The 17,036-nt window shown below is 67.0% G+C and carries 19 protein-coding genes; 7 read left to right on the top strand and 12 right to left on the bottom strand.

What is annotated here, in order from left to right; genetic code table 11:
* The first annotated feature begins 78 nt into the window (after positions 1-78).
* On the top strand, positions 79-3,009 hold the full coding sequence (locus ABLE38_RS14620) for a TonB-dependent receptor (protein ID WP_348974959.1): 2,931 nt from the start codon (positions 79-81) through the stop codon (positions 3,007-3,009).
* On the top strand, positions 3,003-5,165 hold the full coding sequence (locus ABLE38_RS14625) for an Atxe2 family lasso peptide isopeptidase (protein WP_348974960.1): 2,163 nt from the start codon (positions 3,003-3,005) through the stop codon (positions 5,163-5,165). The genes ABLE38_RS14620 and ABLE38_RS14625 overlap by 7 nt, the downstream gene beginning before the upstream one ends.
* Here the strand turns inward: ABLE38_RS14625 and ABLE38_RS14630 are convergent.
* From ABLE38_RS14630 to ABLE38_RS14665, 8 genes are all read right to left on the bottom strand, one after another.
* Complete coding sequence (locus ABLE38_RS14630) at positions 5,100-6,842, bottom strand: asparagine synthase-related protein (protein ID WP_348974961.1); 1,743 nt, start codon at positions 6,840-6,842, stop codon at positions 5,100-5,102. The genes ABLE38_RS14625 and ABLE38_RS14630 overlap by 66 nt on opposite strands.
* A complete protein-coding gene (locus ABLE38_RS14635; protein WP_348974962.1) occupies positions 6,839-7,480 on the bottom strand; it encodes a lasso peptide biosynthesis B2 protein in 642 nt (213 codons plus the stop codon). Before ABLE38_RS14635 ends, ABLE38_RS14630 begins: the two co-directional genes overlap by 4 nt.
* 44 nt (positions 7,481-7,524) lie before the next feature.
* Entirely contained in the window at positions 7,525-7,647 is a 123-nt protein-coding gene (locus ABLE38_RS14640) for a benenodin family lasso peptide (protein WP_348974963.1), read from the bottom strand.
* A 322-nt stretch (positions 7,648-7,969) separates the two neighbouring features.
* On the bottom strand, positions 7,970-8,101 hold the full coding sequence (locus ABLE38_RS14645; RefSeq protein ID WP_348974964.1) for a benenodin family lasso peptide: 132 nt from the start codon (positions 8,099-8,101) through the stop codon (positions 7,970-7,972).
* 118 nt (positions 8,102-8,219) lie between these two features.
* A complete protein-coding gene (locus ABLE38_RS14650) occupies positions 8,220-8,813 on the bottom strand; it encodes a GntR family transcriptional regulator (protein ID WP_348974965.1) in 594 nt (197 codons plus the stop codon).
* A gap of 8 nt (positions 8,814-8,821) precedes the next feature.
* Positions 8,822-9,712, bottom strand: coding sequence for a phytanoyl-CoA dioxygenase family protein (locus ABLE38_RS14655; RefSeq protein WP_348974966.1), 891 nt, complete (start codon positions 9,710-9,712; stop codon positions 8,822-8,824).
* Positions 9,713-9,723: 11 nt separating this feature from the next.
* On the bottom strand, positions 9,724-10,335 hold the full coding sequence (locus tag ABLE38_RS14660; protein WP_348974967.1) for an acyl-homoserine-lactone synthase: 612 nt from the start codon (positions 10,333-10,335) through the stop codon (positions 9,724-9,726).
* 74 nt (positions 10,336-10,409) lie between these two features.
* Positions 10,410-11,144: a LuxR family transcriptional regulator gene (locus ABLE38_RS14665; protein WP_348974968.1), complete on the bottom strand. Its 735-nt coding sequence runs from the start codon at positions 11,142-11,144 to the stop codon at positions 10,410-10,412.
* 373 nt (positions 11,145-11,517) lie between these two features.
* On the opposite strand from ABLE38_RS14665, the gene ABLE38_RS14670 reads away from it, so the two are divergent.
* Together ABLE38_RS14670 and ABLE38_RS14675 are read left to right on the top strand one after the other, a co-directional pair.
* Positions 11,518-11,715 carry a hypothetical protein gene (locus tag ABLE38_RS14670; protein WP_348974969.1) on the top strand — a complete coding sequence of 66 codons (198 nt, stop codon included), beginning with the start codon at positions 11,518-11,520 and terminating at the stop codon, positions 11,713-11,715.
* A gap of 124 nt (positions 11,716-11,839) precedes the next feature.
* Positions 11,840-12,247 (top strand): DUF2285 domain-containing protein, encoded by a 408-nt coding sequence (locus tag ABLE38_RS14675; RefSeq protein ID WP_348974970.1) that lies wholly within the window; start codon positions 11,840-11,842, stop codon positions 12,245-12,247.
* 48 nt (positions 12,248-12,295) lie between these two features.
* Here ABLE38_RS14675 and ABLE38_RS14680 read toward each other — a convergent pair whose 3' ends face one another.
* Complete coding sequence (locus ABLE38_RS14680) at positions 12,296-12,805, bottom strand: hemerythrin domain-containing protein (RefSeq protein ID WP_348974971.1); 510 nt, start codon at positions 12,803-12,805, stop codon at positions 12,296-12,298.
* An 83-nt stretch (positions 12,806-12,888) separates the two neighbouring features.
* Positions 12,889-13,785, bottom strand: a complete 897-nt coding sequence (locus ABLE38_RS14685) for an iron-containing redox enzyme family protein (RefSeq protein WP_348974972.1) — start codon at positions 13,783-13,785, stop codon at positions 12,889-12,891.
* 170 nt (positions 13,786-13,955) lie between these two features.
* On the opposite strand from ABLE38_RS14685, the gene ABLE38_RS14690 reads away from it, so the two are divergent.
* Together ABLE38_RS14690 and ABLE38_RS14695 are read left to right on the top strand one after the other, a co-directional pair.
* Entirely contained in the window at positions 13,956-14,291 is a 336-nt protein-coding gene (locus ABLE38_RS14690; RefSeq protein WP_348974973.1) for a hypothetical protein, read from the top strand.
* An 83-nt stretch (positions 14,292-14,374) separates the two neighbouring features.
* Complete coding sequence (locus ABLE38_RS14695) at positions 14,375-14,650, top strand: hypothetical protein (RefSeq protein ID WP_348974974.1); 276 nt, start codon at positions 14,375-14,377, stop codon at positions 14,648-14,650.
* Here the strand turns inward: ABLE38_RS14695 and ABLE38_RS14700 are convergent.
* Positions 14,647-15,345: a MarC family protein gene (locus ABLE38_RS14700; RefSeq protein WP_348974975.1), complete on the bottom strand. Its 699-nt coding sequence runs from the start codon at positions 15,343-15,345 to the stop codon at positions 14,647-14,649. The genes ABLE38_RS14695 and ABLE38_RS14700 overlap by 4 nt on opposite strands.
* A gap of 184 nt (positions 15,346-15,529) precedes the next feature.
* On the opposite strand from ABLE38_RS14700, the gene ABLE38_RS14705 reads away from it, so the two are divergent.
* Positions 15,530-16,006: an Hsp20 family protein gene (locus ABLE38_RS14705; RefSeq protein WP_348974976.1), complete on the top strand. Its 477-nt coding sequence runs from the start codon at positions 15,530-15,532 to the stop codon at positions 16,004-16,006.
* Positions 16,007-16,048: 42 nt separating this feature from the next.
* Here ABLE38_RS14705 and ABLE38_RS14710 read toward each other — a convergent pair whose 3' ends face one another.
* A complete protein-coding gene (locus tag ABLE38_RS14710) occupies positions 16,049-17,029 on the bottom strand; it encodes a methyltransferase (RefSeq protein ID WP_348974977.1) in 981 nt (326 codons plus the stop codon).
* Between the last annotated feature and the right edge of the window lie 7 nt (positions 17,030-17,036).

The raw sequence follows: 17,036 nt of genomic DNA on the forward strand, positions 1-17,036 counted from the left end.
CTGTAGGGGGGATTCCCGCCCGCTGTCGTCAAGCACCCCATCGAGACCGCCGAAGGGCGGCCGGATGGGGGAGATGGCATGCACGAGACGTTCAAGACTTTCCTGATGGCGGGTGCCGCGCTGACCTTGTGCGCGGCGGTGCCGGCGACCGCCGGCTATCAGGCACAGATCTATGATCTTCCCGCGCAGTCGCTGGGCGATGCGCTGCGCGCGGTGGCGCGCAGCTCGGGCCAGTCGATCATTGTCCCCACCGATCTGGTGGCCGGCGAGCGCGCGCCCGCGCTCAAGGGCGAGTTTTCCCCCGAGGCCGCTCTGGCCCAGCTCCTGGCCGGGACCGGCCTCATAGCCCGCCGGGTCGGTGACGCGCTGGTGATCCAGCGCATCGGTGCCGAAAGCACGCAAGATGCCCAAGGCACAGGGGAGGGTGCCGGTGACCAGAGTATCGTTGTCACCGGCACCCGTATTCGCGGGCGTGCACCCGCCGGGTCGGCGGTTACCGTGATAGACCGCAAGGCGATCGACCAGAGCGGCTATGCGACCGCCCAGCAGATCCTGCAGGCGCTGCCGCAGAATTTCGGGGGCGGCGCCACCGAGGCCAGCTACACCACCGGCCGGAATGGCGCCGATGCCAACGCGACCTTTGGGTCGGGCATCAACCTGCGCGGCCTTGGACCGTCCTCGACCCTGGTGCTGCTGAACGGCGAGCGCCCGCCGATGGCGGGCTTTGCCGGCGTATTCACCGATCTGTCGATGGTGCCGGTGAGCGTTGTCGAACGGATCGAGGTCCTGCCCGACGGTGCCTCGGCGCTCTATGGCTCGGATGCAGTCGCTGGCGTCGTCAACATCGTGCCGCGCAACACCTTCCGCGGCCTGGAAACCAGCGCCAATATCGGCAGCGCCGATGGCTACCGCCAAGTGCAGGCAAGCGCCATCGCCGGCTTCGCCTGGAACGGCGGGCACGCCGTGCTCGGCTACGAATATTATGACCGCGGCGCGCTCGCGGCGCGCGAGCGCGCCTATTTCAGCGAGGATCTCCGGCGCTTTGGTCTGGGCGATTACCGGACTGCGCCTGGCATCGTCCCGGTGATCACCGCAGGCGGGCGGACCTATGTTGTGCCTGCGAACCAGGATGGCACCCATCTGACCGCGGCGGACCTTGTCCAGGGTCCGGGCGAGAAGAGCGATGCCTGGGCCGGGGCCGACGCGCTTCCCGCGCAGCGCCGGCACAGCCTGTTCGCCTCGCTCGATGTCGGGCTCGCCGATCGGCTGCGGTTCACGGCACAGGGTCTGTTCGGCTCACGGCAGTTCGACGCGAAGGGCCGCACCTTCTCCAACGCAAGTGCCGTCACGGTGCCGGTGACCAACCCCTTCTATGTCGACCCGGTGGGAACCCATCTCCCAGTGCGCGTCGCGTACAGCTTCCTCAAGGAGCTCGGCGCCGAAGGTACCCGCGGTACGTCCGAGGCGATCGGCGGCACCGCGGCGCTCCATTGGACGCCGGGCAGCTGGGACGTCAGCCTGAGCGCGACCTATGGGCGCCAGCGCGAGGACATCGAGATCTACAATATCGTCAATACCGCCCAGCTCGCGGCGGCGCTTGCCGATCCCAACCGGACCACCGCGCTCAACGTCTTCGGCAACGGCACCGCCAACAACCCGGCAACGCTCGACAAGCTGCGCGGCTATTATTTCACGGGCGGTACCTACACCATGTGGTCGGCGGCGCTGCGTGCCGATGGCGCGTTGCTCTCCCTGCCTGCCGGCGACCTCCGCCTGGCCCTTGGTGCCGAGCATCGCCGCGAGCGCTATCTCGATCCGGCGTCCGATTATTACCGCACGACGCTGACCCCGATCGTTCAGCCCGGGTCGCTGAACGCGCGGCGCGACGTGACCGCGGCCTATGCCGAATTGAGCGCGCCCTTGTCGGGCAAATCGGGGACCGGTCTCAGGATCGGCCAGCTCGACCTTTCCGGCGCAATCCGCGCCGAGCGCTACAGCGACTTCGGAACGACCGTGAACCCGCGCGTCGGACTGAGCTGGCTGCCGGTCGACATGGTACGGTTGCGGGGCACCTTCGGCACCTCGTTCCGGGCGCCGAGCTTCACCGAGCTGCAGCAGGGCCCGGGCTTCACCAGCTATTTCGCCTATCCACTGGCCGATCCTGCCGCGCCGGGCGGAACCACGAATGCGCTCATCATCGCCGGCAACGATCCCGACATGGGGCCGGAGCGGCCGACGAGCTGGACCGCGGGCCTTGATTTCCGGCCGGACGCATCGCGCGGCCTGACCGCGCAGCTCACCTATTTCGAGATCCGCTACCGCGACCGGATTACCAATCCCGGCGCGGCGGCGCCGACCTTTCTGACCAACCGCGCCGTCTACGCGGCGCTCATCACGATGAATCCGGACCCGGCTGTCGTCGCCGGCTATTTCGCGAGCCCGTTCTACGCCAATTATTTCGGCATCCCGGCCAGCCAGGTCACCGCGATCATCGATGCGCGACGCCAGAACCTCGCATTGCAGCGGCAGCGCGCACTCGACTTCGATCTTGGCTATCGCTTCGACCTGGCGGGCGGCGCCGGCGAGATCGGCGCGAGCGGCGCCTATATCTTCGACTATTCGCAGAAGCTGACGGAAACCGCGCCGCGGATCAGCCTGGTCGGCACCCTGGGCTATCCGCCCGCCTTCAAGCTACGCGGCCGCGCGCTCTATTCGAACGGCGGCAGCGGCCTCGCCGTCTTCACCAACTATCTCGGCGGCTATTCGAACAATTCCACCGGCCCCATCCAGCATGTCGACAGCTGGCTCACCTTCGATGTGCAGTTGAGCCATGCCTTTCGCAATGGGCCGCTGGGCAAATTGCGCGTAGCATTGAGCGTCTCGAACCTGCTCGATGCGGATCCGCCGCTGACGGTGGCGAAATCGACCCTGACGACCCTGGGTATCGATCTCGAGAATGCCAGCCCGGTGGGCAGGATGGTGTCCTTGCAGGTGTCGAAGCAATGGTGACGGTCTTGCGTGTCCGCCTCGCGCTCGGCGCGGTGCTGCTCGCCTGCGCTGCACAGCCCGTCAAGGCGGCCGGCTGCGCCGATCGGCTGCGCTGGTCGACCGGTTCGCCGGCCGACCCGCATCCCTTGCGCGCGGAGGATCTGATCGAGCTGCGCGACTTCGGTGCGGCCGACAGCCTGAGCAGCCAGAAAGGCGATTTCGCGCTGTCTCCGGACGGCACTCAGATTGCCGTCCTGCTGCGCCGCGCCGAGGTCGCAAGCAACAGCTATTGCTACGGCTTGGCGATCATCGCGCTTGCCACCGGCGCGGTGCGCTTCGCCGATATCGGCGGCGAGCCCATTCTCTGGACGATCGACTTTCGAGGCCAGGCCGATCAACCCTTCGGGGCCATCGACACCAAGGCGCCGCTCTGGTCGGCCGATGGGCGCTGGATCGCGTTCCTCCGGCGCGATGGCGGACGCACCCGGCTCTGGCGCGTGGCTTCAGCTGGCGGGGCGGCCAAGCCCTTTCCGACGCCGGACCTCGACGTCCGGCGCTTCGCGTGGACGGCGGATGGTGGCGGGCTCGTCTACGAAATCCGGCCGAGGCTGGATGCGGCGCGCGCCGAGATCGCCCGGGAGGGGCGTTCGGGCTATCTCTACGACACGCGGTTCGCACCGCAGTTCGCCAGCGCACCGAGCCCGGCGCCGGAAACCCCGACGGACTTTCGCTATGCCGCGCGCGACGGTGATGTCGATCGAGCGGCAAGCGATGACGAGAAGGACGCGTTGCTGTTACCATCCCGACCTGGATTGCCGCGCGGCGCAAGCGTTCCGGTCGTCGCGTCCGACGGCAGCGAAGCCTGGACCGGGCCCCGCGACGCCGACACCTATATCGGTGCCGCGCCGATCACGATCCGGCGCGCCGGCAGAATCCTTTCCTGCGGCGTGGCCGCCTGCGCCGATCGCATTCGGGGCATGTGGTGGCTGAGGCCGGGCGAATTGCTGTTCGTCCGCGACTGGGGCGCCGAGGCGCTCGGCGCGATGGAGCTGTTCCGCTGGAGAATCGGGGCCAAGCCGGTCTCGCTGCTGCGAACCACCGACCCGCTGCTCAACTGCCAGTTCGCTGCCGGCGCCCTCTACTGCGCGCATGAAACTTCGTCTCGACCCCGCCACATCGTCCGGGTCGATCTGCGTAGCGGTGCGCTGCATACCATCTTCGACCCGAACCCGGAATTTCCGGCCACGAGCCTCGGATCGGTGAAACGCCTTGGCCTGCGGTCGGCAGATGGCGCGCCGGCTTATGCCGATCTCGTCCTGCCGCCCGACCATCGGCCGGGACAACGGCATCCCATGGTCGTCGTTCAATATCAGACGCGCGGATTCCTGCGTGGTGGCGTCGGCGACGAATATCCCGTCTGGCTGCTTGCCGCGCGCGGCTATGCCGTGCTGAGCTATCAGCGCCCGACATCCGTTGCCGACGATCACAAGGCGCCCGATCTCAACGCCTTCCAGCGGATCAACACCCAGGGCTTCGCCGATCGCCGGCGCGTCTTCACGGCCCTCGAACAGGGCGTCGACAAGGCGATCGCCGACGGCGCGGTGGATCCTGGGCGACTTGGCATCACAGGGCTGAGCGAGGGCGCGGCATCGGCTCTCTGGGCGATGCTTGCGACCTCGCGCTACCGCGCCGCCGCGGTGAGCACCTGCTGCGAGGACCCCGGATCGGTGCTGTACGCAGGTGGGCTGGCACTTGCTCGCGACGTGAAGGCATGGGGCTATCCGACTCTGGATAGGGACACGCAGGGCTTCTGGCAGACCAATTCGCTCGCGCTCAACGCCCGCCGGATCACCACTCCGCTCCTCCTCCAGCTGTCGGATCAGGAATATCGGCTCGCGCTCCAAGGCTTCGGCGCGCTCAAGGACGCCGGCAAGCCGGTCGAGCTCTATGTGTTTCCCGGTGAGTTTCACAATAAGTGGCAGCCGGCGCATCGTGCCGCGATCTATGAACGGGCGATCGACTGGTTCGATTTCTGGTTGCGCGACCGCGTGGATCCCTCGGCTGCCAAGGTAGCGCAGGCGCAGCGCTGGGCAGCGATGCGGGATGCGGCATCACGGGCTGCGCACGGACTGGAGCCAGGCCTCGACGGCGATCAGGCGGAGCATCCGGGACGATAAGGCTGGCGCGATCGGCGCCGGATCGGCCAGGAGCGCTGCGATCGCCTGCGTGTCGAGCCAGCCCCGTTCGGCCAGCGTGCCGTCGAGCAGCATTTCCTGTGCGACGGTGCGGTTGCGCTCGAGCAGATCGTGGACGAAGCCGTCAAAGCCGCCCTTGCTGGTTCGCGCCAGGATCGTCTCCGGCAGGGCGTCCGCAAAGGCGGCGCGTGCCACCGCACGATTGGCGCCCTTGGTGCAGGACAGCCAGCTCGGAATGCCTAGGCAGGTCTCGATGATCGGTTGCGAAGCGAGCGGGGCGATCAGCGGCGCATAGTGACTGCGCAGATGATATTCATGATGATCGGCCAGCTGGATCAGCGCCAAGACATAAGCCCGCACGCCGGGGAGCGTGCCGGGGGGTGCCGGCCACCAGGGATGGACGGGCGATGCCGCCAGTGGCTTCGCGGCGCCGGCGAGCAAAGCGGTGCTGCTGGGCCAGGGGCGCGGACGCCGCTGCGCGCGCTTCTTGAGGGCGATGGCGAGCGACCGGGTCCAGGGCACCCGGCACATTACCGCAAGGTCGCCGACCGTCCTGAGAAACCCGCCGGGGCCTTCGACCGCGAGGCGATCGAGCGCGGGTGCCGCCGTATTGAAATACCAGAAGATACTGTCACCGCCGGCGCCCACGAAGAAGGTGTCGCACCCGAGCGCCTCCGCCAGCGCGATATCCTGCCGGTCATTGGCTTGGGAAAAAGCGCGGCCGCTCGGTCGGGGCAATGCGGCGGCCGCCGAAAATCGCAGGTCGATGAGCGACAGGTCCAGCACCTCGCGGTGCAGCGGTATACCCAAATGATCGGCGACCGCGGCGGCGTAGCGGCCTTCGTCGAGGTCCGCCTCGCCGCCGCGATAGGTCACCGCCTGCAGCGCCGGAGCCTGCGGGGCGGAAGCCGCAGCAACGATCGACGAATCCAGTCCCCCGGAAATGTCGATGAGGGGCTTTTCGAACAGCTTTGCCCAGCTCGCGATGCTGTGTTCGGTGGTGCGGCGCAGCCGGTCGGCCGCCTCGTCGAACGATTGCGGTCGGCCCCATGTGCTCGCAAACCCGTAAGGCGTCCAGAGCTGCTCTGTCGTTAAGCCTGAGCCACCGACGTGTAGCGCGGCGCCGGGCAAGAGCTCTTCCACGCCCTCGATCGCGGTTCGAACGGTCCGCAACGACGAATATTGGAGCTGCGCATGGATCTCGCTCCAGCAAATCTCTCTGGCGCGATCGTCAGCAAATTCGACCCAGTCGAGATCGGAGCCCAGTGCGACCGCATCGCCGAGCCGACGGTAGTAACAGGGAAAAAGGCCGGATGGATCCCGGATCGCCACGATACCGGCCGGGGTCCGTAGGATCGCGAGATAAGCGCCCCAATAGCGCTCGATCAGGGTGCGGCCGTTCGTTGCGATCCAGCCGGCAACGGCCTCCTCGCCGATCTGGTCGCATCGGCGTCCTGAGCGATCGAAGAGCGTTCCGAGGAGAAAACCGGTGGCCGCCGGCAGGAGAGTCACGCGGCAGCGGGGTCCGGTGACAAGGGCTGCTGCAGCGCTCGCCTGATGGGCGAGACCTTGGCGCGTGGCGGTGGCCGACAAGCGCTCGACGGCCGCGATCGGCAGGGGGCCGGCGCTGACCCGCACATGATAGCCGTCGGGCTTCATCGCTGCAGGATCGGCGTGTAGGGCGAGACATAGTCGAGCCCGTCATTCAGGATTTCGTCACCGAGCTGCACCCAGCAATGCGCACGAAACGGCATGCCGGTGATCCCGAATACGATCGACGCGTGGATGTCGCGTCGGCGCAGATAATGGAGGAGCGCGAGAGAGTCGGGCAGACAGGCGCGCCGATCCGGATATTGGGGGCGGATACGGAGAAAGGCGGCGGCCGCCCGCCGGGCAGCATCGCCATGCGTTTGCTCGGCGCCTGGACGCAGCCAGTCGAGCGTGGCGAGAAGGCCCGCTCGGCGGAATTTCCATCGAACCCAGCGGGCGCTGCGTTCGATCACGAGCGCTTCGCGCAAGCCCGGCCATCGGGCCGCTAGCGCCTGTCCTCTTTGGACGCGGGCGATATTGGGCGCAGCGATCATCGAGGTGCCATCGACTTCCGCGAGCAGACCTGCGCGCTCCAGCAACTCGACGCTGGTGGGAAGGGGGCGTTGGTCGGGTGCCGAGAGCCATTGGATAAAGGCTCGGCTTTGCTCGAGGGGCAGCGCGAAATAGCGGTCGCGCGCGACATCGAGAAAGACGATCCTGCCGGAACCGACGCAGAAAGTGACATGGGGTGCGAGCGTCCAGCCCATTTCGCGATAGGCGCGTCGGCGTTGCCGCCGGCGCGCCCTCCGGTTCAGTCTTCGTCCGACATCGTCTCGGGGATGCCCTGGACGAAGAGGTCGATCCCGTTCTCGGGCCGGCCCTGGGTCTCGACGCTGGCGGCGCCGAGGTCGATGAGTGCGTCGTTCGTGTTCATGATCGTCTCCTGTCTGCCGCATGGGAGTCGCGGCAGTCCGACGATCCGCCTGGTCGAGCGCAATCCGAAGTTTATACGGATAATATATCGAGATTGTTTGGGATGTTGCGCTGCGGCGCCCGTCGGCGGTGCGGCCGGTCCGCTTTGCGTCCCCGGCCGCGTGCGAACCGTCGAGGCGGTCAATCCCCGCGCGTCGGCAAGAGCGGAATTTCGTCTGGAAGGTCGCGTAGGGACAACCGGTCGGTAGGGGATCGGCATCGACGCGAGCGTACGGTCCATGGCGCGACAGGCGCGCCGACGTTGCCGCCGGCGCGCCGTCGGGTCAGTCTTCGTCCGACATCGCCTCGGGGATGCCCTGGACGAAAAGATCGACCTTCATGTCGGGCTGGCCTTGGGTCTCGACGCTGGCAGCGCCGAGATCGATCAGCGTGTCGCTCGTGTCATGCGCGTTCATGATCGTCTCCTATCTGCCGCATGGGAGTCGCGGCACGTCAACGATCCGCTCAGGGAAGCGCTATCCGAAGTTTATACGGAGGAAATTTGGATATTGTTTGGGACCCCGCGCTGCGGCGTCAGCCTGCCGCGCGATATAGCGCCCGCAGCGTCTCGGACGCCGCCGCGATCCGCCGGCGATGATAGCGACCGAGCCTGGTTCGCAGCGTCCGCAGATCGGCTTCGATCAGATCGGACAGTTCCTCCGCGAGACCGGGCAAGACCAAGGTTTCAGCGCGGCGGACGGCGTGGAGGCGGTCTCCCGAAGCGGCGACGGCGTGACGAAGCTCGAGATTTGGCGCTGCGTTCGCGATCGCGCTGAACAGTTGCTCGACCACTTCCGCAAGATGCGCTTCTGCGGGTAACTCAGGAAGAAAATCGGCATGTGTTCGGCGCGACGTGCGTAGGGCCGACTGCAGGAGCTGATACTGCCAGTCATAGAGGTCGCGCAGGTCGGGCTCGCTCGGGCTCGGCACCTGGAAGCCATCGTGCGTGGCGAGCACCATATGCTCGCCCGCCAGCCGGTGAAGCGCATCGCGCACGGGGGTCACGCTGGCGGCTAGCTGCTCCGCATAGCGGGCAGGATCGAGCCGGGTTCCAGGCACGATCGTGCCCGAGCGAAGCAAGTGTTTCAGACCGCCATAGACGCGGTCGAATACCGGTGCCGCATTCATGGCTGGCCTCAATCCCCGTCGTCCTGGCTGACGGTTCGTCGATACTCGGCGGCAAGCGCTGCCTGATCCGGGCGCAGCGCGTCGATCGCCCCGATACGCTCGGGAAGCCTCTCCTGGAGCAGGACCGAAGGGCATTGGCCTTCGTAATTGCCGAGATTGGGCCGATGCTGACGATAGCCGACCAGCGCCGCGAGCTCGCCCGGGAAGTGGCGAGCGACTTGCGGCGGGTAGGCGAGCCACTGATTTTCATACGGCTTCAGCCAGCCCAGGCAGTAGCTGACAATCATGCCGCGGCGCACCGCCTGGGTCCGGTTGGCGCCCGCGCCGTGGAGCGTCGAGCCCAGGAAGAGCAGTGCATCGCCGGGATCGAGCTCGGCCGCGAAGCACATGCTCGGCAGATCCTGGTCGAGCGCTCGGGCGCCGTGGCTGTCCGGATAGACGAGCGTCGTGCCATTCTCCCTCGTGTATGGGGTAAACGGCCACATCACGTTGACGAGATATTCGAGCTCGCCCTTGGGGCTCGCCCACATGTCCTGATCGCGGTGCGGAAACTGGCGTGGAGCGCCGGGATGAATCTCGATCGCTTGGGTCAGGTTGAGCTGGATCGTGTCGCACCAGGGCGCGAGGACCCGCTCCACGATGGCGAGCACCAGCGCGTGCTGGACGAAGGCGGCGGTGTGCGGTGAACGCGCCAGCAGCCTGCCGATCCTCTTGGTGCGCGTGCCGTAGAAATCGCCCTGGCAGAACAGGGCGGCCTCGAAGCCGGGGCGGAGTTCGGCGTCGAGCGCGGCGACCGTTTCGATGGGCTGCAGCCTCGGAACGATACAATAGCCGTGCGCGCGCAGCGCCTGGGTGTACTGGTCGACAGCGTCGATGAGCGGGGCGATTGCAGTGGCCATGGCGCTGCTCCTCAGGCGGCGTCGCGGCGGACGGCGTCCGCCAGCGTGGTAATCGGGCAGAGGCCCGAGGCGCGCAGCAAGGCAGGCGTCTCGGGATCGATATGGATCTGCAGCGCGCCGAGCCCGGTATCATCCGGCTGCCCGAGCAAAGCGCACCGCCAGCCGAAGCGCAGGATCTGCGCGAGCCAGGCGTGCTCGGCGACGCCGGTATAGGAATCGATGCCCGCAAGCAGCGCATATTCGGCGAGCCCCACGACCAGCGTATCGCGTGCCCGCCGGCGGTCCGCAGCGCTAAGGTCGCGGTCGAGACAGAAGCGGGTGATCTCGCGGACGTTCGCGCCGCGCGGCGCCGGCCCGCCGCACAGCTCGGGGAACATGGTGTCGAGCAGGTGCGGTCGCTCGGTCTCGAGCAGACGGGCAGAAGCGAGATGCCCGCCGGCGGCGTCGAGCAGGATCAAGTACACGGCATGCGGGTCGTCGAACTGGTCGACCTCGTAGCGACCTGCAAGCACCGGCACGTCCCATTTGAGCAGATCGACAAAGACGCGCTTGCGCGCTTCGAACATGGCCCGGAACGCCTGGGCTTCGCCGGCGGAATCGCGTGGGCCGATCAACAAATACATGGCTAGCTTCCCTTGTTGCCAAGGGCAGAAGCTGACCAGATCGATCCGGGCGGCCATATACCGCAAAAGGGGGATCAGCTGTCGAGCACGTCGCCGAACGAGATGATCCCGTCATAGAGCGCGCGCACCGCGAGCTGCGAGCGCTTCTGGATCCCGTAGCGTTCCCGCGCCTGCTTGAGATGCTGGCGGACAGTCTCCTTGCTGAGGCCGAGAATCTGTCCGATCTCCCAGTCGGTCTTGCCGCGCGCCGCCCAGATGACGCAGTCGCGCTGGCGCGCGGTGAGGCGAAGCGGACCGCCGTCCGGGCCGCCGGGAAGCGCCAAGCGCCGCGCGGTCTCGAAGGCGGAGACTCCGATGAGCTGAGCGACCGGCAGCCAGTCTTCGGGCACGTCGTGGGTGTCGGATACCGCGAACGAGCAAGACCCGCGCGATTCGCCGGGGACGTGCGCGGGCACCGTGAAGCCGTTGCCGATACCTTCCTGACGCGCACGCTCGAAGATCTCGTGATCGGTGCGCCCAAGGTCGATCATTGCGGCGACATGCGCCCAGCGAAATCCCTTGGTGGTGCGATGACAGGCGCGGTGCACCGGATCGAGGCGCCCATAGCGGTTCTCGTCGAACCAGGATGAAAAGGCGGAGGGGTAGTTGTGCAGCCGGAGCGACGGACCGGGTCCCTCGGCGGTGTCGACGTGATGCATGAGCGCGAAATAGCGAAAGCCCATCGTCGTCGTCGCTCGGCCCAATAGGTGCTCGAGATCTCCGATCGTCTTCAAATGCTTCGTTTGGTCGTCGAACTCCTCGGCCAACATTAACCTGTGCATGTACTCTGCCGCGACCGCAGGGACGTCTTCCAGTCCGCCTTTCCCACGCGTCGTCCTCTGTGCGCCCAGCCAAGACCTCCCATGGTCCCGCCGACGGCGCGTTACGCAACATGCTTGTAATCAAACACCTTATCGCAAGTATTTCCAACATCTTGTGCGCCGCAGCAGCGGCAACACCCATCCCCTTTTCGGGGGAAGGCACTCGATCTGCCTTTATGTTCTGTGGATGTCTCACTTTGGTGGAGCGCACTCATGGCTTTTGCCGCCCGGCCTTTCTCCAACAAGTCGTCAACTCGCCTGGCTTGCCGTGGTACATGCCGCCCGTACCCCTGACGGGTCCGATCCTGAGGCCTATGCCTGGATGGTCAATCTCGATCGCACGGGGTGGGCCTGGGAATGGCTGCGCCGTGATCCCGGCTATGACGGGCGGGACGTCCGCGCGGACGCGCAGATGTCCCATGGCCCGATCCTGTTGCAGGAGGCCCCCGACGCTGGTCGGGGGCTGTTGTTTCGCCGAGGACGCTGGCACGCCGGCCTGGCGCGCGCGCATCTTCTTTGACGCGGCAACCGACCCTTCAGTCCTGATATGCGATGTCGCGTGCGAGGATCCGTCGGGTTTCGATCTAGCAAGGGTCGGATGCTTTTCTGCGGTGCTCCGCGGCGAGGATCCTCTCGAGCATGTCTTGCTGACCGATGGGCTGCACCAGCTGCGGCTGGATGTCCGCGGCGGGACGCTGACGCGAGGGCCCGTTCGACTGCATTTCGAGTTTGAAGGACTTGCCGAGATCGATGCCGCGCTGCTGACGCTGCGCCGGCTCGTCGCCGTCGACCGGCGAGGGAAGATACCGCTCGGCCTGTTCGCGAAGGAGCCCCGCGCCGGCCGCTGGATCGCCGCCGCACGGGCCCTGGACGCCCGCGAGGCCGGTGCCAGCCAGCGCGATGTGGCCGAGACTCTGTTCGGGGGAGAGCGGGTGCGCGCGGACTGGGCGGGATCGTCCGACTATCTGCGTTCGCAGGTCAGGCGCATGCTCGCATTCGGAACGCGGATGCGCAGCAGTGGCTGGCGCGCCTTGCTTGCAGGCAAGGGGTAAGCGATGCCGCCGGGCGGGCGTGCCGGCACCGCCGGCACGCGTCGCCGATCAGACCTGGACCGCGGTGAGCGTCGTGGTCTCGGGCTTGGCCAGACCGCCTGCCTTGTAGCCGGCGATGAGCTCTTCCTTGCGGGCGCGGAGCTGGTCGCCGAGCGCATCCATGTCGAGCCCGGCCTTGCGCGCCTGGGCGAACATTCCCTCCATGCGCTGCTCTTCCTCGCCGACATGGTGCTCGATCTGCTCGGAAAGCACCGAGACCTTGGCGTCGTAGAAGTCGTCCGACGGCGTGCCGGCCTCGATCTCGGCGATCAGCACCTTGGCGCCGTCATGCTCGACATAGGCCTCCTTCAGCAGGTCCTCGTCGATCTTGCCTTCGCAGGCCGGATAGAAGATTTCTTCCTCGATCTGCGCATGGACGGTCAGCTCGAGGCAGATCTGCAGCGCGATCTTCTGCTTCTTGCCGTCTCCGCCCGCCTTCTCATACTGCTCGAACAGATCTTCCACCGTGCGGTGGTCCGCCTTCAGAAGGGCGATCGCGTCCTGTTTGGTATCGGCCATGGAAATGCTCCTTTCAGACAGAACAAGAGGCGGAGATACTCGTTCCGCTTCCGTGCCCATTGCGAGTCGTTCGCAGACCTGGGTCAGGCCCAGAGCGCGCGTCGATAGGCTTCGAAGCAGCGCGCGCCGCAGCGCAACCGGATCAGGGCGCCTTCGGCCATTGCCGTGGCACGTGCCGGATCCTCCTCGACCGCCGGACGGATCGCTTCCTTGTTCCATTCGATGCTGTGCTTGATGTCGAGCACGGCATGGACCGAGAAATAGCGGCGCTCCTTGCCCGACAGGCCGATCCGGCCCAGGCCGTCGGCGACCATTGCCGAGCGACCCGGCGCGGTCAGTTCGATCACGCCCAGCGCACCGACCGAGTGCCAGGCGTAGCGCCGGTTCGTCGCCATCGCGGTCATCGCATTGGCGAGCGCGAGGCTCTCCCAGACGGTGCGCTCGATCGCGGGCGAAACCTGCAGCGTCTCGACCAGCGCGTCGAGCATCGGGCCATGCATGCCCTTGGCGGTGCCGTGTCCCATCTCGTCCCAATAGTTGCGCGCGAGCTCGAGCTTGGGGCGCGTGGGGAGCTTGACCTGCGTCATCGCGACGAGATCGTCGAACCCCGCCTCGCCCGCGGCTTCCTGCTCGAAGAACCATCGAAGCTGGTCGCGGTCGGCGGTCTCGGCCAGCCAGGGGAAGAGCGGATCATTCTGTCCTGGACCGGCGGCCTTGAGCCCTTCGAACCAGGCGATGAAGCCGTCGGCATCGGTCGGCGCGGCGGCTGCCTCGTCGATCACCTCGGCGCGTAGCTCCTCGAAGAAGCCGCCCTCGAGGCGTTGCATGCGGATGTCGCGCTCGAAGGTCTTCTGCCAGTCGATGCTCGGGAAGCCGGGCTCGAGGCGCTCGCGGTTCCAGTGTGCAAGGCCGCGCTGGAAGCTGTCGGTGAGGAATTGCGATCGTCGTTCGGTGTCGAATTCAGCGGCTCTGGTCGCCATGGGATATGCTCTCCTGTTGACCGCCAGAACCCAGGAACAGGAGGGCATGTTCCCCGACATGGCGCCAAACATAACCCAGGTTATCGAACTCGTTTTTAGGAGCCGGCGGCGCTCTGCGCCGAGCGGAACGATCGCTTCGCCATGCGTTGTGTAGGGCGAGGAGCACCGCCATGACCGATCCAACGCAGCCCGATGCCGACCTTCCGCCCGAGGCCGGCAAGCGCCTCGTCTTCGCCAGACCCGTGGACCCCGAGGCAGGGGCCGAGATCGGCACTGGCGGGGGCTATTCGGGGCAGGAATATGATTCCGCGGGCCAGGCAGAATGGCGTGCCGAACAACAACGCCATGCGCTGCCCGCCGACGGCGCCGTGCACGGGAGCGGCGCAGGCACGGGCGGCGGCAATCCCGGAGAAGACTATGATTCCGACAGCCAGAACGGCTCGGGCTATCCGCGCACCGGCGCCGAAGGCGAAGCGCAAATCGAGGCTGCCGACGATCAACCCTAACCTGCTTAGTGTTACCGCATCCGATTGAGACCCAAGACTCTCCCGGCACGCGCGATGTGGCGCGAGCGGCAAGGGAGAGTCGGATGAGCATCTTGATCCTGTTCGGCATCGGCATCGTGGCCGGCCTGATCGCGGCCTTTCTACGCGGTCCCGGCAGGCGGTTCGTCTTCCTGCATGTTCTGGTCGGGATCGTCGGCGCGATGGTCGGCGGCGTGCTCGTCGCGCGCTTGCTCGGCGACAAGGCCTATCACCCCGATCATTTCGATGCCGAGGCCAGCGCCTGGGCCGCGGGCAGCGCGGTGCTGTTTCTCGCCCTTGCCAAGCTGATCGGCGCCGCGCTGGCGCGCCGGCCCGACTAGGGACGCGACAGGAACGGCGCCTCGGCAAGGCCATCGAAGAGGAACTGAACCGCCAGGGCCGCGAGCAGGATGCCCGAGACGCGGCCGATCACATCGGCACCGGTGCGCCCGAGCTTGGCAACCAGCCCTTCCGAAGCGCGCATCGCGGCGTAGGTGAGCGCCAGGCACAAGCCGAGCATCGCTAGGACGCCTGCGCTCTCAAGCGTCGTTCCGGTGCGCCCCATCAGCAGGACGACGGCCGAGAGCGCGCCCGGGCCGGCGATCAACGGAAAGGCGAGCGGAAATACCGCGATGTCGCCCGGACGGCGCGCATCGCGCTTCTCGGGCTCGCTGATCGAGGAGAGGCCCGGACTCGAAAACACCAGGCTGAGGGCCTGGAGAAGCAGCAGAATGCCCCCGGCCACACGGAATGCCGGCATCGAGATATGCAGCAGCGACAGCAGCAATTGTCCGGCGACGGCGAACAGCAGCAGCACCAGGCCGGCAATGCCGATGGAGCGTGCCGCCAGTTTCAGCCGGTCCGGGCGATGCACCTCGGCGGTGAGGGAAGCGAAGATGGCGGCGGTCTCTACAGGTCCGATCGTGACGAACAAAGTCACGAAGGCGGAAAGGATGGACGGCGCGACATGCATAAGCGGGCTCCACGACTCCTTGCGCAAAAATCGCGCAGTTAGGTTCGCTTCGCGGGTACGCAAGACCCTGGAATAGGGCGGAAAAGGCTACTGACGGGCTCGCGCGATTTTTTTGCGCGCGCGATCTTGAAGCCGGTTTTGCCATTCCTAATTTTGCCCTCGCCGGTGCGCGATGGCGACCGGCACTGAGGGCGCCGGCTCTCTCCGGCGTTCCTTGTGACCAAGTTGCTCTATGGAGGATTTGCACATGAGGACCAATTTCGACTTCTCGCCCTATCGCCGTTCCACCGTCGGGTTCGACCGGTTGTTCGACCTGCTCGAATCGAGCGCGCGCGCCGACACCGGCGACGGCTTCCCGCCCTTCGATATCGAGGCGATGGGCGAGGACAGCTACCAGATTACGCTTGCGGTGGCCGGCTTCCGTCCGGACGAGATCGAGATCGTCGCGCAGAACAACCAGCTGACCGTCAGTGGCCGGAAGGGCGAGGATGGCGACAGCGGCCGCTACCTGCACCGCGGCATCGCGACGCGCGCGTTCGAGCGGCGCTTCCAGCTCGCCGACTTCGTCGAGGTTCGCAGCGCCGATTTCGACAATGGCCTTTTGCGGATTTCGCTGAAGCGCGAGATCCCGGAGGCGATGAAGCCGCGCCGCATCGCGATCGGTTCGGCGGCGCCGGCGAACGACCGGCTCGAAGGGCCGCGTTCCGAGCAGGAAGCGGCCTGAGCAAGGCGGCCCGCCGCCTGCGCGGCGGGCCTTCGCTTTTGGCTAGGCCGCCTGGCTTATGATCGCTGCGACCAGCGCGATCCGGTCGACATCGCGGTACGCCGGGCGCTCCAGTTCCTCGCCGAAGACGTCGGGATCGAGCTCGCGGTAGCGCAGCGTACATTCCCCCGTTTCCGCTGCTCGGGTGAGCGCTGACTGCAGGGCATCCTCGCCGTCAACGATCGCGCTGCCGGTATAGAGGATCAGCCGCCCGCCCGGCGCCAGCCGGGCGATCGCGGCCTGCGCCATGCCGAGCGCGACTTCTGCTCCGTGCATGCCGCCGCCATCGCGGTAGTGCCGCTTGTCGTCGTCGATGATGTAGGGTGGATTGGCGAGGGCCAGATCGATCGGGCGCCCGACGCCGCCGAGATTGTCGCCTTGGACCCCATGCAGCGCGACGCCCGCGGCGCGTGCATTGATCGCGGCGAGCCGGAGGGCCTGGGGATTGACGTCGGTGCCGGTGGCGGCGCCCAGTCCCGACAGCTTGGCAGCCACGATTGCGCCCACGCCGGCGCCCGTCCCGATGTCGACGATATGGCCGTGCTCAGGCGCCGGCTCGGCGGCCAGCTCGGCTTCGATCAGCGCTGCGAACCGATAGCTGTCGGGCCCGAAGAACACCGCGTCGCGTCCATCGGTCGGGTAGGCGGAGTGCAGATACAGCGTGTCCATGAGCGAAGAGACGCGCAAATGGCTGCGGAGCAGGCCGCCGCTCGCTGGCTCGACCATGCAGGCCAGCTCGAGCAGGCCGAGCAGCTCGGGCTCGAGCGCATCGCGGGCAAAGGGCAGGCTCCAGCCGAAGATGTCCGCGAGCGTCCGCGCCCGCTCGCGCCCGGGGCGTGCCACCACGCGGGCGTGCGAGGCCGGGGTAGGGGTGACGAAACGATAGCCGCGCTCGCGCAAGCTATCGAGCAGCTGGAGCAGCGCCACGTCCTCGCGGCCGAAGACGAAGCGCTCGCCGAGACCGCCAGCGGTCTCGCGCCGCATCCGTTCG

It is taken from the genome of Sphingomonas sp. KR3-1 (genome assembly GCF_040049295.1).
In the GTDB taxonomy this organism is placed as follows: Bacteria; Pseudomonadota; Alphaproteobacteria; order Sphingomonadales; family Sphingomonadaceae; genus Sphingomonas.

Excerpts from the sequence above, each read along its gene's own strand:
- ABLE38_RS14620 (WP_348974959.1), top strand. The coding sequence starts at position 79 with ATGCACGAGACGTTCAAGACTTTCCTGATGGCGGGTGCCGCGCTGACC.
- ABLE38_RS14625 (WP_348974960.1), top strand. The coding sequence starts at position 3,003 with ATGGTGACGGTCTTGCGTGTCCGCCTCGCGCTCGGCGCGGTGCTGCTC.
- ABLE38_RS14630 (WP_348974961.1), bottom strand. The coding sequence starts at position 6,842 with ATGAAGCCCGACGGCTATCATGTGCGGGTCAGCGCCGGCCCCCTGCCG.
- ABLE38_RS14635 (WP_348974962.1), bottom strand. The coding sequence starts at position 7,480 with ATGGGCTGGACGCTCGCACCCCATGTCACTTTCTGCGTCGGTTCCGGC.
- ABLE38_RS14640 (WP_348974963.1), bottom strand. The coding sequence starts at position 7,647 with ATGAACACGAACGACGCACTCATCGACCTCGGCGCCGCCAGCGTCGAG.
- ABLE38_RS14645 (WP_348974964.1), bottom strand. The coding sequence starts at position 8,101 with ATGAACGCGCATGACACGAGCGACACGCTGATCGATCTCGGCGCTGCC.
- ABLE38_RS14650 (WP_348974965.1), bottom strand. The coding sequence starts at position 8,813 with ATGAATGCGGCACCGGTATTCGACCGCGTCTATGGCGGTCTGAAACAC.
- ABLE38_RS14655 (WP_348974966.1), bottom strand. The coding sequence starts at position 9,712 with ATGGCCACTGCAATCGCCCCGCTCATCGACGCTGTCGACCAGTACACC.
- ABLE38_RS14660 (WP_348974967.1), bottom strand. The coding sequence starts at position 10,335 with ATGTATTTGTTGATCGGCCCACGCGATTCCGCCGGCGAAGCCCAGGCG.
- ABLE38_RS14665 (WP_348974968.1), bottom strand. The coding sequence starts at position 11,144 with ATGTTGGCCGAGGAGTTCGACGACCAAACGAAGCATTTGAAGACGATC.
- ABLE38_RS14670 (WP_348974969.1), top strand. The coding sequence starts at position 11,518 with ATGGTCAATCTCGATCGCACGGGGTGGGCCTGGGAATGGCTGCGCCGT.
- ABLE38_RS14680 (WP_348974971.1), bottom strand. The coding sequence starts at position 12,805 with ATGGCCGATACCAAACAGGACGCGATCGCCCTTCTGAAGGCGGACCAC.
- ABLE38_RS14685 (WP_348974972.1), bottom strand. The coding sequence starts at position 13,785 with ATGGCGACCAGAGCCGCTGAATTCGACACCGAACGACGATCGCAATTC.
- ABLE38_RS14690 (WP_348974973.1), top strand. The coding sequence starts at position 13,956 with ATGACCGATCCAACGCAGCCCGATGCCGACCTTCCGCCCGAGGCCGGC.
- ABLE38_RS14695 (WP_348974974.1), top strand. The coding sequence starts at position 14,375 with ATGAGCATCTTGATCCTGTTCGGCATCGGCATCGTGGCCGGCCTGATC.
- ABLE38_RS14705 (WP_348974976.1), top strand. The coding sequence starts at position 15,530 with ATGAGGACCAATTTCGACTTCTCGCCCTATCGCCGTTCCACCGTCGGG.
- ABLE38_RS14710 (WP_348974977.1), bottom strand. The coding sequence starts at position 17,029 with ATGCGGCGCGAGACCGCTGGCGGTCTCGGCGAGCGCTTCGTCTTCGGC.